This is a genomic window from Hymenobacter roseosalivarius DSM 11622 (genome assembly GCF_900176135.1).
GTDB lineage: Bacteria > Bacteroidota > Bacteroidia > Cytophagales > Hymenobacteraceae > Hymenobacter > Hymenobacter roseosalivarius.
The window spans coordinates 89,172-106,455 of the sequence record NZ_FWWW01000039.1; the positions used below are offsets into that span (position 1 = coordinate 89,172).

The 17,284-nt window shown below is 57.7% G+C and carries 16 protein-coding genes; 10 read left to right on the plus strand and 6 right to left on the minus strand.

Going from position 1 to position 17,284, the window contains the following annotated elements; genetic code table 11:
• Positions 1–54: 54 nt before the first annotated feature.
• From B9A24_RS02905 to thrA, 4 genes are all read right to left on the minus strand, one after another.
• Entirely contained in the window at positions 55–744 is a 690-nt protein-coding gene (locus B9A24_RS02905) for a c-type heme family protein (protein ID WP_084443664.1), read from the minus strand.
• A 90-nt stretch (positions 745–834) separates the two neighbouring features.
• Positions 835–2,127, minus strand: a complete 1,293-nt coding sequence (gene thrC / locus B9A24_RS02910) for a threonine synthase (RefSeq protein WP_084443665.1) — start codon at positions 2,125–2,127, stop codon at positions 835–837.
• 204 nt (positions 2,128–2,331) lie between these two features.
• The gene (locus B9A24_RS02915) at positions 2,332–3,255 is read right to left on the minus strand and encodes a homoserine kinase (protein ID WP_084443666.1); all 924 of its coding nucleotides are present in this window, start codon (positions 3,253–3,255) and stop codon (positions 2,332–2,334) included.
• A 319-nt stretch (positions 3,256–3,574) separates the two neighbouring features.
• Positions 3,575–6,175, minus strand: coding sequence for a bifunctional aspartate kinase/homoserine dehydrogenase I (gene thrA, locus B9A24_RS02920; RefSeq protein ID WP_234996945.1), 2,601 nt, complete (start codon positions 6,173–6,175; stop codon positions 3,575–3,577).
• A gap of 323 nt (positions 6,176–6,498) precedes the next feature.
• Between thrA and prfA the strand changes: the two genes are divergently transcribed.
• The 3 genes from prfA to B9A24_RS02935 all read left to right on the plus strand — a co-directional run bounded on the left by prfA (position 6,499) and on the right by B9A24_RS02935 (position 9,688).
• A complete protein-coding gene (gene prfA, locus B9A24_RS02925) occupies positions 6,499–7,569 on the plus strand; it encodes a peptide chain release factor 1 (RefSeq protein ID WP_084443667.1) in 1,071 nt (356 codons plus the stop codon).
• 164 nt (positions 7,570–7,733) lie between these two features.
• Complete coding sequence (locus tag B9A24_RS02930) at positions 7,734–9,248, plus strand: hypothetical protein (RefSeq protein ID WP_084443668.1); 1,515 nt, start codon at positions 7,734–7,736, stop codon at positions 9,246–9,248.
• Positions 9,249–9,256: 8 nt separating this feature from the next.
• The gene (locus B9A24_RS02935; protein ID WP_200813851.1) at positions 9,257–9,688 is read left to right on the plus strand and encodes a secondary thiamine-phosphate synthase enzyme YjbQ; all 432 of its coding nucleotides are present in this window, start codon (positions 9,257–9,259) and stop codon (positions 9,686–9,688) included.
• 394 nt (positions 9,689–10,082) lie between these two features.
• Here the strand turns inward: B9A24_RS02935 and B9A24_RS02940 are convergent, their stop codons facing one another.
• Positions 10,083–10,661 (minus strand): hypothetical protein, encoded by a 579-nt coding sequence (locus tag B9A24_RS02940; RefSeq protein WP_084443669.1) that lies wholly within the window; start codon positions 10,659–10,661, stop codon positions 10,083–10,085.
• Positions 10,654–12,207 carry a 2,3-bisphosphoglycerate-independent phosphoglycerate mutase gene (gene gpmI, locus B9A24_RS02945; RefSeq protein ID WP_084443670.1) on the minus strand — a complete coding sequence of 518 codons (1,554 nt, stop codon included), beginning with the start codon at positions 12,205–12,207 and terminating at the stop codon, positions 10,654–10,656. Before gpmI ends, B9A24_RS02940 begins: the two co-directional genes overlap by 8 nt.
• A gap of 51 nt (positions 12,208–12,258) precedes the next feature.
• Here gpmI and B9A24_RS02950 point away from each other — a divergent pair, with 51 nt between their 5' ends.
• The 7 genes from B9A24_RS02950 to B9A24_RS02980 all read left to right on the plus strand — a co-directional run bounded on the left by B9A24_RS02950 (position 12,259) and on the right by B9A24_RS02980 (position 17,275).
• Entirely contained in the window at positions 12,259–12,762 is a 504-nt protein-coding gene (locus B9A24_RS02950; protein WP_084443671.1) for a DUF4783 domain-containing protein, read from the plus strand.
• A 45-nt stretch (positions 12,763–12,807) separates the two neighbouring features.
• Positions 12,808–13,206: a DUF4783 domain-containing protein gene (locus B9A24_RS02955; RefSeq protein WP_084443672.1), complete on the plus strand. Its 399-nt coding sequence runs from the start codon at positions 12,808–12,810 to the stop codon at positions 13,204–13,206.
• A 169-nt stretch (positions 13,207–13,375) separates the two neighbouring features.
• Positions 13,376–14,236, plus strand: a complete 861-nt coding sequence (gene nadC / locus B9A24_RS02960) for a carboxylating nicotinate-nucleotide diphosphorylase (protein ID WP_234996934.1) — start codon at positions 13,376–13,378, stop codon at positions 14,234–14,236.
• A gap of 111 nt (positions 14,237–14,347) precedes the next feature.
• Positions 14,348–14,971, plus strand: coding sequence for a hypothetical protein (locus B9A24_RS02965; protein WP_084443673.1), 624 nt, complete (start codon positions 14,348–14,350; stop codon positions 14,969–14,971).
• A gap of 125 nt (positions 14,972–15,096) precedes the next feature.
• Positions 15,097–15,471: a hypothetical protein gene (locus B9A24_RS02970; protein WP_084443674.1), complete on the plus strand. Its 375-nt coding sequence runs from the start codon at positions 15,097–15,099 to the stop codon at positions 15,469–15,471.
• A 246-nt stretch (positions 15,472–15,717) separates the two neighbouring features.
• Positions 15,718–16,458, plus strand: coding sequence for a class I SAM-dependent methyltransferase (locus B9A24_RS02975; RefSeq protein WP_084443675.1), 741 nt, complete (start codon positions 15,718–15,720; stop codon positions 16,456–16,458).
• 79 nt (positions 16,459–16,537) lie between these two features.
• The gene (locus B9A24_RS02980) at positions 16,538–17,275 is read left to right on the plus strand and encodes a ZIP family metal transporter (protein WP_084443676.1); all 738 of its coding nucleotides are present in this window, start codon (positions 16,538–16,540) and stop codon (positions 17,273–17,275) included.
• Positions 17,276–17,284 lie beyond the last annotated feature (9 nt).

Here is a 17,284-nt window from a genome sequence, read left to right on the forward strand (position 1 = left end):
AAAATAGGGCGACGTGGTACTACGACTCCAAAGTCGTAGTACCACGTCGCACACCTAAAATAGCTTCGGCCGCGGCTTCATAATTTTCCGCGTTTTCATGGTGTAAAACTCCGCTACGCCCGACCGTTGCAGCTGCACCCGCCAGACGCCCATGGGCTCACCCAGCCGGAAACCCACGGATTTATCAGTTGGATACTGCTTCTTAATCAGCGCGTAATCGGCGGCACTTATGTCCTTGCCTACCTGGCCGTGGCAGCGCAGGCAGAGTTGGTCGTTGAGAATGATAGGGCGCTGATAGCTAAACTGTTCCGCGCTAAGGCGGCTGACGAGGCGCACGGTATCGGGGTGAAGCTGGTCGGGGGGCAAATCAGCCTGGTTTCGCGGGTTGCGGGGCCGCTGGCTCAGGCGGCGCGGGGTGGCTTCCAGCACCCTGGCCAGCGAGTCGACGGCGGCGTAGGTTTCGGGGCGGCAGTAGGGGAGGGCCGCCGCCAGGCCGCCGCTGTCCAGCTTGGTGCTGAGCACGCGGCGCAGCTCCCGGTCGGCGTGGGCGGTGAGCGAGTCGCCGGCCCAGCGGGTGGCGCGCAGCAGATCGGTGGGCATAATGCGCTTCACCGTCATGTTTTCCAGCACGATAGCGATTTTCTTGCCGTTGCGGATGTGCTCGATCTGGTCAGAAGAGCAGGCGCTCAGCAGCCCGGAAAGCAGTAGAAAAGCCCCGGCCAGCGGGCGGAAAGTATAGCGCATGAGGAGAGAAAAAATCGACAAGACAAAGAAAAGACAACCAGCGCACCCCCTAACTACCAGCCGCACTGCCTTCAGGTTTTGGCGCGGCTGCTACCGGAGCAAAAACGCCTGCAACGCCGCGTACTCCGGCTCCAGCAGAATGCTTTGCTTCGTCCGGCTCAGCAGCCCGCGCACCGCCGCCGGCACCGGCACCGCGGCCCCAACCACGGCCTCCACCACTTCCGGAAACTTCACCGGGTGGGCTGTTTCCAGGAAAATACCGCCCTCAGCCGGGTGCCCGCGCAGGTATTCTTCCAGCGCCCAAAACGCCACCGCCCCGTGCGGGTCCAGCAGGTAGCCGGTTTGCTGATGCACGCGCCGGATGGTGGCCGTGGTTTCTGCATCGGAAACCATTTCTCCGCTAACAAGCTGACTTACAGTGGTATGATTCTGATTAAACAGCTCCAGAATCCGGGCGAAGTTGCTGGGGCTGCCCACGTCCATGGCATTGGAAAGTGTAGCGACGGCGGGTCGCGCCGTGAAGGTGCCAGTGCGCAGATAGTCGGCCACGGCCGAATTGGCGTTGCAGGCCGCTACGAAATGCCCGATGGGCAGGCCCGAGGCGTGCGCCAGCAGGCCGGCGCAGATATTGCCGAAGTTGCCGCTGGGCACCGCTATCACCGGGGGGCTTTTTGGCGTCCATTGTTGCAGGGCGTAGCAGTAGTAAAACTGCTGGGGCAGCCAGCGGGCCACGTTGATGGAGTTGGCGGAAGTAAGCTGCAGGTGCTTGGTAAGCAGCGGGTCCAAAAAAGCCTGCTTTACCAGCCGCTGGCAGTCGTCGAAGTTGCCACGCACTTCCAGGGCCTTGATGTTCTGGCCCAGCGTGGTAAGCTGTAATTCCTGCAAAGGGCTGACTTTGCCCGACGGGTACAGAATGACCACTTCCACGCCTTCCACGCCCAGAAACCCATCGGCCACGGCCCCGCCCGTATCGCCGGAGGTAGCTACCAGCACCGTGACCGGAGCCGTTTGCCGGCGCGAGAAGTAGCCCAGGCATCGGCTCATAAACCGCGCGCCCACGTCCTTGAAGGCCAGCGTCGGCCCGTGAAACAGCTCCAGCGCGGCTATCCGCTCGGTTACGGGCACCAAGGGAAACGCAAAATCCACGGTTTCGGCGCAGATGCCGCGCAGCACAGCCGCCGGGATAGCCTCGCCCACGTAGGGCCGGATAACCTCGAAGGCCACTTCCGCCCGGCTCATCGTTTTCAGATTGGCCAGAAACTCCGGCGAGAACCGCGGAATATGCTCTGGGAAATAGAGCCCGCCATCCGGGGCCTGGCCAGCAATGGTAGCGGCCTGAAAGTCAACGGGTGGAGCTTGCTTATTAAGACTATAGTAGCGCATAAGGGCAGAAAAGTAGCACGGCTTGCAGACAAGTAACGCTTGGCGCACGAGCAAAGCGAGTATCAGGCTATAAGTAACCGTATGGTCATGCTGAGCTTGTCGAAGCATCTCTACCGCTTCGTTTGAATAGCATTGCAACGAAGCGGTAGAGATGCTTCGACAAGCTCAGCATGACCGCCTTTTTACTATACGTTTGCTTATGCGTTACTCTTTAAATTGTACGCCCGCTGGATTGATGGTGCTGACGTGGATGTGAAAATCGACGCCCAGCTGCTCGTATACGGTACGCATGGCGGCGGCTACGGCCTGGGCCGTCGGCTCGTCTTTGCTCAGCATAAAAATGGACGGCCCGGAGCCGGAAATGCCGCCACCCAGCGCGCCAGCTTCCAGGCTACGGGCCTTTACGGCTGCGAAGCCCGGAATCAGGATGCTGCGCACGGGCTCCACAATCACGTCTTCCAGGGAGCGGCCAATAAGCTGGTAGTCAGCCTGCAACAGGCCCGCTACCAGCCCGGCTACGTTGGCCCACTGCCGGATGGCGGCCTTCAGCGGCACCTGCTGCTTGAGCATCTGACGGGCGTCGGCGGTGCGTACTTCTATCTGCGGATGCACTACCGTCACATGCAGGGGCGGGGCCGACAAGGGCACGACATCCAGCGGCTCGACGGAGCGAATCAGCGTGACGCCGCCGTAAATAGCCGGCGCGATATTATCGGCGTGCCGGGCCCCCGAGGCCACTTCTTCCCCGAACATGGCGAAGCGCACCAGCTCTTCCCGCGAAAAAATGCTCCCCAGCAGCCGGTTGGCCCCCACCACGGCTCCCGCTGCGCTGGCCGCGCTGCTGCCAATGCCGCTGCCCGGCAGAATGGCTTTGCGGATGCGCACCTCGAAGCCCGTGCCCGCCGGTGCCGCTTTCAGCAAAGCCAACAGGGCCGCCCCCGCCACGTTGCGCGCTGGTTCGGTTGGTAGATTGAAGTCGTCCTCATGCTCGATTGTTATCCCTGGTTGGTTGGTCAGGCGCAGGTGCATGGTGTCGCAGGGCGCTTCCAGGGCAAAACCCAGCACATCAAACCCACAGACCATATTGGCCACGGTAGCCGGTGAGTACAGCGTCAGAAAATCAGTCATAAAGCGAATGTAATCCCACGCTCTGGCTTGGGGAGTCGTGGCGGTCGTTGTTTGTAGCGCGACCCGAAGGACGGCAAAGACGGGCTTCCGCTTCGCGCACATCGTTGTTTAGTTGAAAAAAGCCCTCCGCGTGACCCCACCCCCGGCCTCTCCCCTCCGGGAGGGGGGGGGCAGACGTAAGTTTCACTAGAACTCACCCCTCTCCCGGAGGGGAGGGGCCGGGGGTGGGGTCACGCGGAGGGCGACTTGATACACGAACCTGAGAACCGCTCCAACAACGACAGCCACGACTCGCCAAGCGGGAGCCTGGCGTTACAGGTTACGCCCTGGCGGCCCGGATGATATCAGCGAAGACGCCGGAGGCCGTGACGTCGGCTCCCGCGCCCGCGCCCTTGACCACCAGGGGCTGCTCGGGGTAGCGGTTGGTGAAGAACAGTACCGCGTTGTCTTTGCCCTGCAACACGTAGAAATCGTGGCCCGGCACCACGCCCTGCAGCCCTACGCTGGCTTTGCCATCGGCGTAGCGGGCCACGAACTTCAGCCGCTGGCCCTGGGCCGAAGCCGCGTCATAAAGAGCGCGGAAGTGCGGCTCGTGCAGGGCCAGTTGCTCGTAAAATGCTTCCACGTCGCCTGCCAGGCAGGCGGGGGGCAAAAATGACTCGTTGTGAATGTCGGCCAGCTCCATTTCCTGGCCGGCTTCGCGGGCCAGAATCAGGATTTTGCGGGCCACGTCGGTGCCGCTCAGGTCCAGGCGCGGGTCGGGCTCGGTGTAGCCCTCGGCCTGGGCCTGGCGCACCACCTCGGCGAAGGGTATGGTGCCATCGTAATGATTGAACACGAAGTTGAGCGTGCCGGACAGCACCGCCTCGATGCGGCGCACCTGGTCGCCGCTGCGCAGCAGGTCGTTGAGCGAGCCAATGACGGGCAGGCCCGCGCCCACGTTGGTTTCAAACAGAAACTCCGTGTTGAACTCCCGCGCCAGGGCTTTCAGGTGGGCATAATTCACGTATTCCGAGGAGCAGGCGACTTTATTGCAGGCCACCACCGCCACGCTTCTGGCCAGCAAGGCCGCGTAGATGTCGGCCACGTCAGCGCTGGCCGTCACGTCCACGAACACGGTGTTGCGCAGGTTGAGGGCCAGCAGCTGCCGAACCAGCTCCGGCAAATCCAGCGGCTGCCCCTGGGCCAGCGCCGCCGGCCAGTCGTTCAGTTCCAGGCCGCCGCCCTCCGTTAGCACGAAGCGCTGGCTGTTGGCCACGCCCACCACGCGCAGGTTCAGGCGCAGCTTCTCGCGCAGCCATTGCTGCTGCCGGGCCAACTGCTCCAGCAGTTTGCCCCCCACGTTGCCCACGCCCGCCACAAACAGGTTTACCTGCTTGGCTGTCGCCTCAAAAAATGCCTCGTGCAGCACGTTGATGGCCTTGCGCACGTCAGCAGCCCGAATTACCGCCGAGATGTTGCGCTCCGACGAGCCCTGGGCAATGGCGCGAACGTTCACGCCATTCTGGCCCAGCGCGCTAAACATCCGCCCGCTGATGCCAGGGTGGTTGCGCATATTGTCGCCCACCAGCGCCACGATGGCCAGGTCGGTTTCGCAGCGCAGCGGCTCCACTTTGCCGGCGGCTATTTCGGTGCTGAACTCCTCATCAACCGCGGTTTGCGCGGGCCCGGCCTCGGCCGCCCGGACGGCCACGCAGATGGAGTGCTCCGAGGAGCTTTGGGTAATGAGAATCACGTTGATGCGCTGCTGGGCCAGCGCCCCGAACAGCCGGCGCGAGAAGCCCGGAATGCCCACCATGCCGCTGCCCTCCAGATTCAGCAAAGCCAGCTGCGCGATGCTCGACAGGCCCCGCACCACATCCTTGTTGGCCGGCGGACTTACTTCTACCAGCGTGCCCGCATCCTGGGGGGCAAATGTGTTCTTGATCCAGAGCGGGATGCCCTGGCTCCTGACCGGCTGCACGGTAGGCGGATACAGCACTTTGGCCCCGAAGTGCGACAGCTCCATGGCCTCCTGGTAGGAGATGTGCGGAATAGGCCGCGCCAGCGTTATAAGGCGCGGATCGGCGGTCATCATGCCGCTCACGTCGGTCCATATTTCCAGCCGCTCCGCCGCCAGGGCCGCCGCGAACAGGGCTGCCGTGTAGTCGGAGCCGCCCCGGCCCAGCGTGGTGGTTACGCCCCGCGCATCGCTGCCGATAAAGCCCGGTACTACGTAGATCGGGCTGGGGTGGGCGGCTACCAGGGCCTGGATCTGCTGGCTGGTCACCCCGCTATCGACGGTTGCGAAACCGAAGCGCGAATCAGTGCGGATGAGCTGCCGGCTGTCGTGCCAGCTGTGGGTAATACCCTGGGCCTTCAGGTAGGCCGCCAACAGCCGCGACGAGAGCAGCTCGCCGAAGCTCATCAGCCGGTCCAGCGTCCGGTCCGACAGCTCGCCCAACGCGAATATGCCGTCGCAGAGGCCGTCCAGCTCATTGCAGTGCGTTTTTACCAGGCTCAGCACCGCGCTTTGATCCGGGATAGGCAGCAGCCCGCGCACGACTTCCAGGTGCCGGTCTTCCAGCGTCTGCAGGCAGGCACGATATTCCTCGGAGCCGGCTGCGGCCAGGCGGCCGGCTTCAATCAGGGCGTCGGTGGTGCCGCCCAGCGCCGACACGACCACCACCACGGGCGACGTTTGGGCGGCCGTGTTCACGAGCCGCGCTACGCGCTGGAGGTTGAGGGCCGTAGCCACCGATGTACCCCCGAATTTTAAGACCTGCATAGCTTGCTTAGAAGTGAGAGCCAGGAAGTGAGATAATAAGACTGGGCTGGTGGTTGATACAGCAGCTACCACCAAAAAGCGGGGCACGAAAAAGCCCGTCGGGACCGGCTGAGCTTCGGGGCAGGAAGCGGCCGGCGACGGGCTGCGAAACATCAAGACAAAGCGAGGTAGCGCAGCCCGTCTAGCGGGTTGTGGTACCGGTAATGGCGTCGGGGCCAGGGGCAGAAAAAAAGCCCCCCAGCGCCGGAAAAGGATGGTTTGAAGCGAATAGCGAAGTCATGGAGGCGCGCTTGACGGCCGTAAAGTAGGAATTTTATCAACAGGCTAATATAGCATCGCGTATTTACTCTGAAAACGGAAGGGGGTCGGCGCGCCGCTGAACAGCCCGCCGGCCCGGCGCAAAGCTGCCTGCCGTGCGCAGGACCTGTTTGTTTTCAGTACCTTTGCCTTCCCAATTAAAATTCTCTGAAGGCAAGATGTTAGAAAAACTGGAGGCCATTCGCCAACGCTACGACGACGTGAATGAGCAGCTGATGCAGCCCGAGGCGATGAGCGATATGAAGCGCTACAAATCCCTCAATAAAGAATACAAAGACCTTGGCCGCATTGTAACTGAGTATCGCAGATACCAGGAGGTGCTCTCTAATATTGAAGGTGCCCGCGCGGTCATATCTACGGAAAAAGATGAGGATTTTCGCGAGATGGCCAAGGCTGAGCTTGATGAGCTGGTGCCCGAGCAGGAGCGCCTGGAAACCGTTATCAAGGACCTGCTGCTGCCCAAAGACCCCAACGATTCCAAGGACGTGATCATGGAAATCCGGGCCGGGGCCGGGGGCGACGAGGCCGCCATCTTTGCCGGCGACCTGCAGCGCATGTACATGCGCTACGCTGAAAAGCAGAATCTGCGCATGGACCTGATTGACGCCACCGAAGGCACCAGCGGCGGCTATAAGGAGATTATTCTGTCGGTGAAGGGCGAGGACGTGTACGGCAAGCTCAAGTTTGAGAGCGGCGTACACCGCGTGCAGCGCGTGCCGGCCACCGAAACGCAGGGCCGCATTCACACCTCCGTCGCCTCCATCGTAGTAATGCCCGAAGCCGAGGAGCTGGACGTGGAAATCGACATGAACGACGTGCGCAAGGACCTGTTCATGTCGTCGGGGCCGGGGGGGCAATCGGTGAATACGACCTACTCGGCCGTGCGCCTCACCCACCTGCCCACCGGCTTGGTGGCGCAGTGCCAGGACCAGAAATCGCAGCTCAAGAACTTCGATAAAGCGTTGCAGGTATTGCGCTCGCGCATCTACGAGATAGAGCTGGCCAAGAAGAACGAGGCCGAAGGTGCCCAGCGCAAGAGCATGATCGGCGGCGGCGACCGTTCGGACAAGATTCGCACCTACAACTATCCGCAGGGCCGCGTCACGGATCACCGCATCGGCTACACGGTCTACAACCTAGCCAGCGTAATGGAAGGCAACATCGACGACTTCGTGGAGCAGCTGCGCATCGCTGAAAGTGCCGAGCGGCTGCGCGAGGGCGTATCGTAGCCTCAACCCCTAGCCGCTTCTCCTAGGAGAGAAGGGGAACTAGCTCTAAAAAGTAGACTTTAAGTCAGGACCAGCTGCTAGAAAAACTAAAGCTAGTTCCCCTTCTCCCTTAGGAGAAGGGGCTAGGGGTTGAGGCCTCTGGAGAACAATCTACATATTCCTCCGTGCGCTTATTTCTTCCTCTTCTGCTCATTCTGCTCAGCCTGGCGGCCCTGCTGCCAGGCTGCGAGCCCAAGGAGGAAATCGTGACCCGCGACGCCAGCGCGCGCCTGGAGTTTTCGGCCGATACCGTCCTTTTCGATACGGTATTCGCGCAAACCGCCACCGTCACGCGGCGCCTGTGGGTGTACAACCGCAACCGGCGGGCCGTGCGCGTGGAGCAAATCGGTTTGAAGACTGCTAACTCACCTTACACACTGACTGTCAGCGGAGTTGCTGGGCCATTGGCTCAGGCTGTAGAAATTAGAGGGCGTGATAGTCTTTTGTTGCTGGTGAAAGCCAAACTCGGGCCGGGGGCAGAGAACACGCCGTTTCTGATTGAGGACCAGGTGCAGTTTCGCACCAATGGCAATGAGCAGCAGGTAGCTTTAGTAGCCTACGGCCAGAATGCCTATTTCCACAGGGCCGAAACACTGGCTTGCAATACCGTATGGCGCAATGATAAGCCCCACGTCATCTATGATTTCGTGCGGGTCGATGCCGGCTGCACGCTTACTATCGAAGCCGGTGCCCGTATTTATGTGCATGCCGGGGCGGGCGTCGTAATCAAAGGGCGGCTGCTGGTAAATCCCGATCTGGCCCCCAACGAGGAGCTGAAGCCCGACGACCCGCGCTTCGTGCGCTTCGCCGGCGACAGACTCGAAGCGGCGTACAGCGAAATCCCCGGCCAGTGGCGCGGGATTCAGTTTGATGCGACGAGCCAGGACAACGTGGTGCGCTACGCCGAAATCAAGAACGCCGGGTTTGGGCTGCTGGTCTTCAACCCCGAAAACCGCCAGCCCCGGCCTGACGTGCTGGTAGAGAATACCATTATCAAAAACATCTCCGGCGCCAGCCTCAACTTTGCCAGCGGCGGCGCCAGCTTCGACGGGGCCGGTATCCTGAGTTTTTCCGGCGACTTCACCTTGCGTAATTGCCTGCTTGCCAACTGCGGCGAATATGCCGTGCGGGGCTTGCAGGGGGGCAATTTTTCCCTCAATTTCTGCACCGTGGCCAACTACACACCCGGCTTTGTGCGGCCAAACCCTTCTCTGGTTTTCTCCGATGTGCTGACGTTGGCTAACGGCCAGCCCGGCCCGTCGGTGTTACCCACGGTCAGTATTCTGAATTCCATCGTTTGGGGTAAAAATATGGAAGAGCTGGGCTTTGAAAACGTAAGCCGCTACGCAAATCAGGTTACCGTCCGTAATAGCTTACTCCGTACCACGGCTTATCAGGTAGCTAGCACTGCTACCCAACTAGGATTTGGAGGAACGGGCACCGATAATATTTTTACCGACCCGAAGTTCTTCAGCTCGCCCGACCAGCCGCGCGGCAATCGTTTCGACTATCGCCTCGATACGCTTTCGCCCGCCAGCAACCGCCCCGTGCTCGCGCCTTTGCTCGCTCGCGATTTGCTCAATAAGCCCCGCGCGGCCGCTACTCCCGACCTGGGCGCCTACGAGCGCCTGAATCCGTAGTTTATCTTATGATTTGGTTTCAAAAACGTCTGCGCCTGCCTGCCGTGCGGCGAGGATTTCATCTTGTCACGGACTTGCTTATGGCTGAACTGCCGGAGCTGGAGGGAATTGAAGTTGGTACCGCGCACTTTTTTATCCAGCACACTTCCGCCAGCCTGAGCATTAATGAAAACGCCGACCCAACGGTGCGACAGGATTTTGAATCGTATTTTAATCGGGTAGCACCCGAAAATGCCCCCTACTTCCGCCATACCCAGGAAGGGGCCGACGATATGCCGGCTCATTTGAAAGCGGCACTTCTGGGTACTACCGTAAGCGTGCCTATCATGGGTGGACGGCTGGCTTTGGGCACCTGGCAAGGGATTTATTTAGGCGAACACCGCAACGATGGCGGGCGCCGTTGGGTGGTAGCCACGCTGATGGGCAAGGCCACTAAGTAGATCTAGCTCAAGAGACATTCAGTTGCAAAAAGCACCAGTAAAAAGTGCCCCTTAGAGCAGCAGGGGGCTTTTTATGAATAAGAGTCGGCCGTATACAAATCGGAAATCAGCGGCTGGGTCAGATATTTCTTCGAGTTGGAAGAATCGATCGAATCAGTGGCGGTGGAATCGGCTGGAACAGGAGTCGATTTCCTGGTGGAGGTCTTGTTCTGATAAGCGCTGCTTACTACCAGCGGAAGTAGGTAGAGCCTTGGCCGGAAAGAAAGAGAGTGGGGATGAAGCTGCGTGTAGAAGTAGGATAGTGGCTCCTGCTTCTATAGCAAAGAAAACCGATTGTAAGATGTAAGCCCGTGCTCAGACGTTGAACGCCATCGCACAAATTTGCCCCCCAGCACTAGTCCAGCACGCGTCCGGCCGCTGAATAGCGCAACGTGTCGAACAGCACCAGCTTTTGTACACCTTTCACTTCGTACTCTGAAAGCTTGCCATTATGCAAACGCAGCAAGAGTCGCTTTTCAGAATAGAAAAGCGGGTTATCTTGTTGAATAGTAGCAGTTAGTAATTGCACCTTATCAGCTTTAGTTTCTATGAAGAGCATAGTTACAGGTGCTTTATCATCCCTATCTGCTTGATACACCGTGCGGGAACCGCCTTGCCATTTATCTTGATGCATTATTTTATATGCATCACGCAGAGCCGGCTTGTTAATGTCAGCCTGGTAAAATATCTGCAGTTCCTTGCTCCACTCTACTTCAGGTACACGAGTAGTCTCTATTTGCCCCCCACGCAGCATCACGCGCTTTTCTACGGCCGGATTGCGCCGTGTCAGCTCCTGGGTTTGAGCATCCAGAAAAGCCTTGATATCGAAATACCTAGGCCTGCGCGTCTCCTGCGTCGAAGTTGGGCCCGCCGCTTCAGTCCCACAGGCCGAAACCAGAGCGAGTATTCCCAGCAGCCAGGAAGCCCTACGCATTAGTAGTGCTCATGGTGGCAGCGGGTTGTAGTAGCGATTGGCCCGTCATGACAGTCGGCTGCGGTATTCCCATAAGCGCCAGCACGGTAGGTGCGATGTCACCGAGCTTTCCATCAGCCAGCGTACCACGGTACGTAGTATCGGCCAAAATGCAGGGCACCAGGTTGGTCGTGTGGGCCGTATTGGGTGTACCGTCGGGGTTAATCATCATGTCAGCGTTGCCGTGGTCGGCAATCACAATGCAGGCGTAGCCACTGGCCAGAGCGGCCTCTACTACGTCTTTCGTACAGGTATCTACGGTTTCCACGGCTTTCACCGCTGCCTCAAATATGCCCGTATGCCCCACCATATCGGGATTGGCGAAGTTGAGCACTACAAAATCGGCTGAGCGAGCTAGCAGCTCCGGCACCAGCGCGTCGCGCAGGTCGTAGGCGCTCATCTCCGGTTGCAGGTCGTAGGTGGCTACCTTGGGGGAGGGACGCATAATACGGGTTTCGCCCGCGAATTCCGTTTCGCGGCCGCCGGAGAAGAAAAACGTAACGTGCGGATACTTCTCCGTTTCAGCAATACGAATCTGGGTTTTGCCCGTCGCGGCCAATACTTCGCCCAGCGTATCATTCAGGTTATCCTTCTCAAAAATCGCCGTCACACCCGTAAAGGTGGCGTCGTAGTTCGTGAGGGTGAGATAATGCAGGTTGAGCCGGTGCATGTTGAAGGCGTGAAAATCCTGCTGGGTTAGCGCCTGCGTGATTTCCCGGCCCCGGTCGGTGCGGAAGTTGAAGCAGATAACCACGTCACCTTCCTGAATGGTGGCAATCGGCTGACCATCAGCGCCTACCTTCACGATGGGCAGCAGAAATTCATCCGTCACGCCTTCCTTATAAGAGTCGAGCATACTCTGAATCAGGTTTTGTGAAGGAGTGCCTATGCCGTTTACCAGCAAGTCATACGCTACTTTAACCCGTTCCCAACGGTTGTCGCGGTCCATGGCATAGTAGCGACCTACGATGGTCGCAATCTTGGCGCTGTTACGCTCCAGGTGCTGCTCCAGGTCATTGACGTAGTTCACCCCACCTTTAGGGTCAGTGTCGCGGCCATCGGTGAAGGCGTGAATGAATACTTTGTGCACATCAGCATCGTGCGCCAGCCTGCAAAGGGCTTTCAGATGTTCGATATGCGAGTGTACGCCCCCATCGGACAGTAACCCCATGAAGTGTAGGTTCTTGCCGTTAGTGCGGGCGTACTCAAACGCCTTTTCCAACGCGGGCACCGTTCCCAGTTTCCGCTCCCGGATAGTTTTATTGACTCGCACCAGATCCTGATACACCACGCGGCCGGCCCCAATATTCATGTGGCCTACTTCCGAGTTGCCCATTTGCCCATTGGGTAAGCCTACGGCCTCGCCTGAAGCCTGAAGCCGACTGTGCGGGAAACGCTGAAAAAGAGAGTCAACGAAGGGAGTCTGAGCAGCATCAATGGCCGAAACGGCTTTGTTTTGAGCCAGACCCCAACCATCCAGAATAACGAGCAACACCTGTTTGTTCATACCTACAAAGATAAGGGCAGCGACCCGAACCCCAGATTGTGTTCTTCCGGGATGATTTCAATTATCTTAGTGCTGGTGCAAATTAGTGGGGGAATAAATCAATTTATTGTCTATTGGCATAGTTTTGGAGTTATTCGTTTCGTACTTTCCCTCTATATGAGACGCAACGTTTTTCGGGCTTGCCTGCTGGTTTGGCTAGGACTACTCTCCATAGCAAGCTACGCGCAAAGCGAAACCTTTGGGGCCGTTCGAGGCGCTATCCGTAATGGTTCGGCCCAAGAATTAGCGCCTTACTTAGGTGCGAAGGTAGAAGTGGGCTACGACGGGGATAAGAACAGCTACAGCGCTGCTGAAGCCGAATCGGTTCTCAAAAACTTTTTCACTAAAAACCCTCCTGCCGCTTTTGACTTTATACATCAGGGAAGCAGTAACGAGGGGACAAAGTATGCCATTGGTAAATACACGGGCAAAAATGGTACCTATCGGGTGTTCGTTAAGATGAAACCTGGCAGTGGCTCACCCACCATCGACACGATTGACTTCACTCAGGAATAACGGCCGGGCAACCGGCCTGGTATAACCAGATAAAGAATTTTTTATATGAAACGAATATTACTCCAGCTCTGCGCCATCCTATGGTTTGCTTTGCTGGCTGTTGGAGTACAAGCCCAGGGGGAGTCGCTGGGGGCTGTTAAGGGGGCAATTCGTAATGGCTCGGCCCGCGACCTTTCCCAATTCTTTGGCCCTACGGTGGAGCTGGCCTTCGATGGTGACAAGCAAAGCTATAGCGCTACCCAGGCGGAGTTTGTCATGAAGGATTTCTTCGCCAAAAACTCGCCCGCCAGCTTTGAGTACGATCACCAAAAAACCAGCGCCGAAAGCATTCAATATGCTGCTGGCAAATACATTGGCAAAACAGGATCCTACCAGGTATTTGTGCAAATGAAGCCTATCGGTGGTGCCTTAGTCATTGACTCAATTAATTTCACGAAGGAATAAAGCGTATGCGGCTGGCTTATTTGCCAGGCTCCGTTGATACATTTCAAACCCAGCATCCGGCCGATGCTGGGTTTGTTGTTTTAAGGCTTATTCAGCAGTTGGCAGCTTGCACGGTGCGAAGTGCCTTTAGGGCAGAGGCTTTGTCAGGGGCTTTTTCTATTTTTGCACCGTGCAAAATGCTCTCTACCTCACGCCTGAAGCTATATCCACGTTTATCCGCATGGCCTTGGCCGAAGATGTGGGCGACGGCGACCATTCTTCTCTCGCTTCCATCCCGGCGGATGCTCAGAACCGAGCCCACTTATTAGTGAAAGATGATGGCGTACTGGCCGGTGTCGCCTTGGCTCACCACATTTTTCGCGCCGTCGATCCTGACTTGCGGGTGGAAGAGCTGCTGAGCGACGGGGCCCGGGTTCAGGAGGGTAATATTGCCTTCCGGGTGGAGGGGCGCTCCCAGAGTATTCTGACGGCGGAGCGGCTGGTGCTTAATTGTATGCAGCGCATGAGCGGCATTGCCACCCATACGGCTCATTTGACCAGCCTGCTGACGGGTACGCGTGCCCAACTGCTCGACACGCGCAAAACCACGCCTAATTTTCGTCTGTGCGAGAAATGGGCCGTGCTGATTGGCGGGGGCGTGAATCACCGCTATGGCCTGTTTGACCAGATTATTCTCAAGGATAACCACGTAGACTACGCCGGCGGTATTCGGGCGGCAATTGAAGCGACGCATGCTTATTTGAAGCGCACGGGTCGCCAACTGCCGATTGAAATAGAAACCCGGACGCTGGCCGAAGTGCAGGAAGCACTCGATACAGGCGGCATCGACCGTATTATGCTTGATAATATGCCCCCCAGCCAGCTGCGGGAAGCAGTAGCGCTTATTGGGGGGCGTTTTCCCACGGAGGCATCGGGCGGAATCACGGAGGAAACGATTGCCGCGGTAGCTGCTACGGGCGTCGACTTTATTTCCGTTGGGGCCCTTACTCATTCGCTTAAAAGCCTGGATCTGAGTCTTAAAGCGTATTAAATTCACATGGATAAATGGCCGAATTGTTAAATGGCTGACCGTTCTGCGCCTTTATTTGAACACTTACCCATTTAGCCATTTAGCTATTCACCCACCCAACCATTTTATTCAATGCAGCAACCTAATCAACGGGGCTTCCGTCAGGCGCAAGGAGCCGCGCCGCTGGCCATCCGTACCAAGAAATACCAGTTGAGCACCAACACCTACACCCGAATGGCCATGACGCAGGTGTGGAAAAAGGAATGGTGGTATGCGCTTATCCCGCTGGCCATTGGGCTGTTGCCGGCTCTCATCTGGCCTTCGTGGTGGTGGGTTGGCCTGGCCGTGCTGCTAACCGTGTTGTTTGTGCTGCTCCGCTCGGCCCAGATTACGAGCGTGACGCAGATGGAGCAAAGCAAGCCGCTTTTTGAGCGCTTTAACTACGAGATTGATCAACGCCAGATTCTGTTGCGCCTCAATGAAAAGCAGGGGATGAACCTAAACTGGGACATGATTGGTCGGGCCCAGCGCGACACGGAGGGATTCACGATGTGGCTGCGCTCCGGCCAGGCACCCGATGAGGTGACTGGCTGGCGCCGCTGGATTGCAAGCACCTTCGATGTGCCCGTATTTTTGCTGCTGCCCCTGCGTATTTTTAATTCGCCGAACGATATAAAGCTGTTTGATGCTATGCTGCGCCGCAAAAACCTGCTGCCCGTAGCCCCGGTAGCGGCCGCTGACGCGCCGGCGGCGTAACATTTGCCCCCCAGGGTCGGTAATCCTTACCTGGCAGAATGGTTTGCTGGCTGCCGGCTCAGATGAAGCAAGCAGTTAGGTAGCCCTCCCGCACTCAATCATTAAGCACATACTAGTTTAACCCCATGAATAAGAACCTGTTGCTCGCTGGCGTGGCCAGTCTCGCGTTATCAATGTCTGCTTGTAGCAGCGAACCTTCTGCCTTCCGCCCCGACAAGCAAGTGTCCATCGATCAGGTAGCGCCCGGCTCCCGCACTTCCGACAATTTTGACCAAGGCACGGCCTACGAAACCAACCAGGCAAAAGGCGCCGCGATTCCGAAGCCGGTTAGCTCGGCCGTAGAAGGTGTTGATGGCCGGCCCAAGCCTTCGGCGGAAGCCAGTATCTCGGCTAATGCCGAGGAAGCGATGCGTACAAATAGAAAAAAAGAAGCCGCCAAGATCAACGCTAAGCCCAGCCAGGCCGATACCATGGCAAATGGCAGCGAGATTCAGCGCTAAAGTTTAAGCATCTTGTATTTAACACCTTAGCAATAGCCGCCATTGGCATAAGGCCAACGGCGGCTATTGTTTTAGCTGGCTGCCTTAGCCACCTCCGAGGGGCAAAATTGTCTGCTTACAACGACCTGTCTAAATAAGTAGCAACAGGAAAGCAATGATTTATTTGTAACATTGTTGCAGGTTTTGCCGGCTATTGGTTTTCGGAACTTATTGGCTGACCAGCAGGCCTTTTCTTTTAGAGTATTAATGTTACACCCTGCTATTGAGTGGTTTATCGGTTGGTTCGACTCGCCGTATTACCACCTGCTATACCGCGACCGTAACGAGGAAGAAGCTAAAGCTTTTATAGATGCTCTGTTGGGACATCTGCGAGTTAAGCCAAACGCGAAGCTGCTCGATTTGGCCTGCGGGAAAGGCCGCCACTCGGTGTATCTGAGTCAGAAAGGCTACGAGGTTACCGGCGTCGATCTGTCGCCGGAGAGCATCGCCTATGCTCAGGAGTTTGCGCACGCGCGCCTGCACTTCCATGAGCATGATATGCGCAACCCGCTGCCTTTCGGGTCGTTCGATTTCATCTTTAACCTGTTCACCAGCTTTGGCTATTTCGCCCACGAGACTGAAAATATAGTAGCGTTGCGCTCCGCGGCTAAGGCTTTGCGGCCGGGGGGCAAAATGGTGATTGACTTCATGAATACCGAGCGCACACTGCGCGAGTTAGTACTGGAGGAGGAAAAAACTGTTAGCGACATCACTTTCCACATCACCCGCCGCCTCGACACTGGGTTTATAGTCAAAACGATTCGCTTCCTAGACGCGCTGGGGCAGGAGCAGCAATTCGAGGAGCGGGTTCGAGCACTGAGCCTGGACAACTTTGAGGAATATTTTCAAATGGCGGGTCTGCGCCTGGCCGAGGTGCTGGGCGATTATCAGCTGAGCCCGTACAACGAGGCGCTCAGTCCCCGTATGATCTTCATAGTAAAGAGATAAAGATGATGAATCAGGTAAGATTGCCGTATCCTGCTTGACTGTCCACTCCATCAACGCCTATCTAATCAACACATTATCCATGTGGATTGCCGTTCTGCTGCTATTCCTGACCGTGTTGGGTGCGGGCCTACTCACTCGCCTGTTGCCCACGGCCCGCACCAGCTGGATGAAACCCCTGCTGGCTTTCAGCGGGGCGTATCTGTTTACGCTCACCATCACCCACCTGCTGCCCGAAGCCTTATTGCTTGTACCCAACAATGAGATGCACCGCATCGGCTACTATGTTCTGGGGGGCTTTTTCGGGCAGTTGTTGCTGGAGGTTTTCTCGCAGGGCGTCGAGCACGGCCATATTCATCACGACACGGCGCATGATGGGCAGGTACCATTTCTGCTGTTGTTCTCGCTAGTAATTCATTCTTTTCTGGAAGGCAGCATTCTGGTTAAGCAGCCCGAAGCCACGCCCAGCAACGAGAACTTTTATGCTATTCTGGGGGGCGTGGCCCTGCATCACATTCCGGCCGCTTTTGCCCTGATGGCGGCTTTACTGTTGCGGCTGCACAGTTTTAAGCGGGCCCTACCGTATCTGGTGCTGTTCGCGCTGGCCGCGCCCATAGGCATTGTAGTCAGCAACTATGTGGTGCTGGAGGAGCTGATGTCCAGTGGCTTGTACGCCGCGCTGCTGGGCCTGGTAGCAGGCAATTTTCTGCACGTATCCACCACCATTCTCTTCGAGACCAGCCCTGAGCATCGGCTCAACTGGCCTAAGCTCGGCGCTACGCTAGCCGGCACGCTGCTGGCGCTGGCCATTGATGTGTAGCCGTAACGG

Bases quoted from the DNA above. Each gene is read 5' to 3' on its own strand.
- B9A24_RS02905 (WP_084443664.1), bottom strand. From the start codon at position 744: ATGCGCTATACTTTCCGCCCGCTGGCCGGGGCTTTTCTACTGCTTTCC.
- thrC (WP_084443665.1), bottom strand. From the start codon at position 2,127: ATGCGCTACTATAGTCTTAATAAGCAAGCTCCACCCGTTGACTTTCAG.
- B9A24_RS02915 (WP_084443666.1), bottom strand. From the start codon at position 3,255: ATGACTGATTTTCTGACGCTGTACTCACCGGCTACCGTGGCCAATATG.
- thrA (WP_234996945.1), bottom strand. From the start codon at position 6,175: ATGTTTCGCAGCCCGTCGCCGGCCGCTTCCTGCCCCGAAGCTCAGCCG.
- prfA (WP_084443667.1), top strand. From the start codon at position 6,499: ATGTTAGAAAAACTGGAGGCCATTCGCCAACGCTACGACGACGTGAAT.
- B9A24_RS02935 (WP_200813851.1), top strand. From the start codon at position 9,257: ATGATTTGGTTTCAAAAACGTCTGCGCCTGCCTGCCGTGCGGCGAGGA.
- B9A24_RS02940 (WP_084443669.1), bottom strand. From the start codon at position 10,661: ATGCGTAGGGCTTCCTGGCTGCTGGGAATACTCGCTCTGGTTTCGGCC.
- gpmI (WP_084443670.1), bottom strand. From the start codon at position 12,207: ATGAACAAACAGGTGTTGCTCGTTATTCTGGATGGTTGGGGTCTGGCT.
- B9A24_RS02950 (WP_084443671.1), top strand. From the start codon at position 12,259: ATGATTTCAATTATCTTAGTGCTGGTGCAAATTAGTGGGGGAATAAAT.
- B9A24_RS02955 (WP_084443672.1), top strand. From the start codon at position 12,808: ATGAAACGAATATTACTCCAGCTCTGCGCCATCCTATGGTTTGCTTTG.
- B9A24_RS02965 (WP_084443673.1), top strand. From the start codon at position 14,348: ATGCAGCAACCTAATCAACGGGGCTTCCGTCAGGCGCAAGGAGCCGCG.
- B9A24_RS02970 (WP_084443674.1), top strand. From the start codon at position 15,097: ATGAATAAGAACCTGTTGCTCGCTGGCGTGGCCAGTCTCGCGTTATCA.
- B9A24_RS02975 (WP_084443675.1), top strand. From the start codon at position 15,718: ATGTTACACCCTGCTATTGAGTGGTTTATCGGTTGGTTCGACTCGCCG.
- B9A24_RS02980 (WP_084443676.1), top strand. From the start codon at position 16,538: ATGTGGATTGCCGTTCTGCTGCTATTCCTGACCGTGTTGGGTGCGGGC.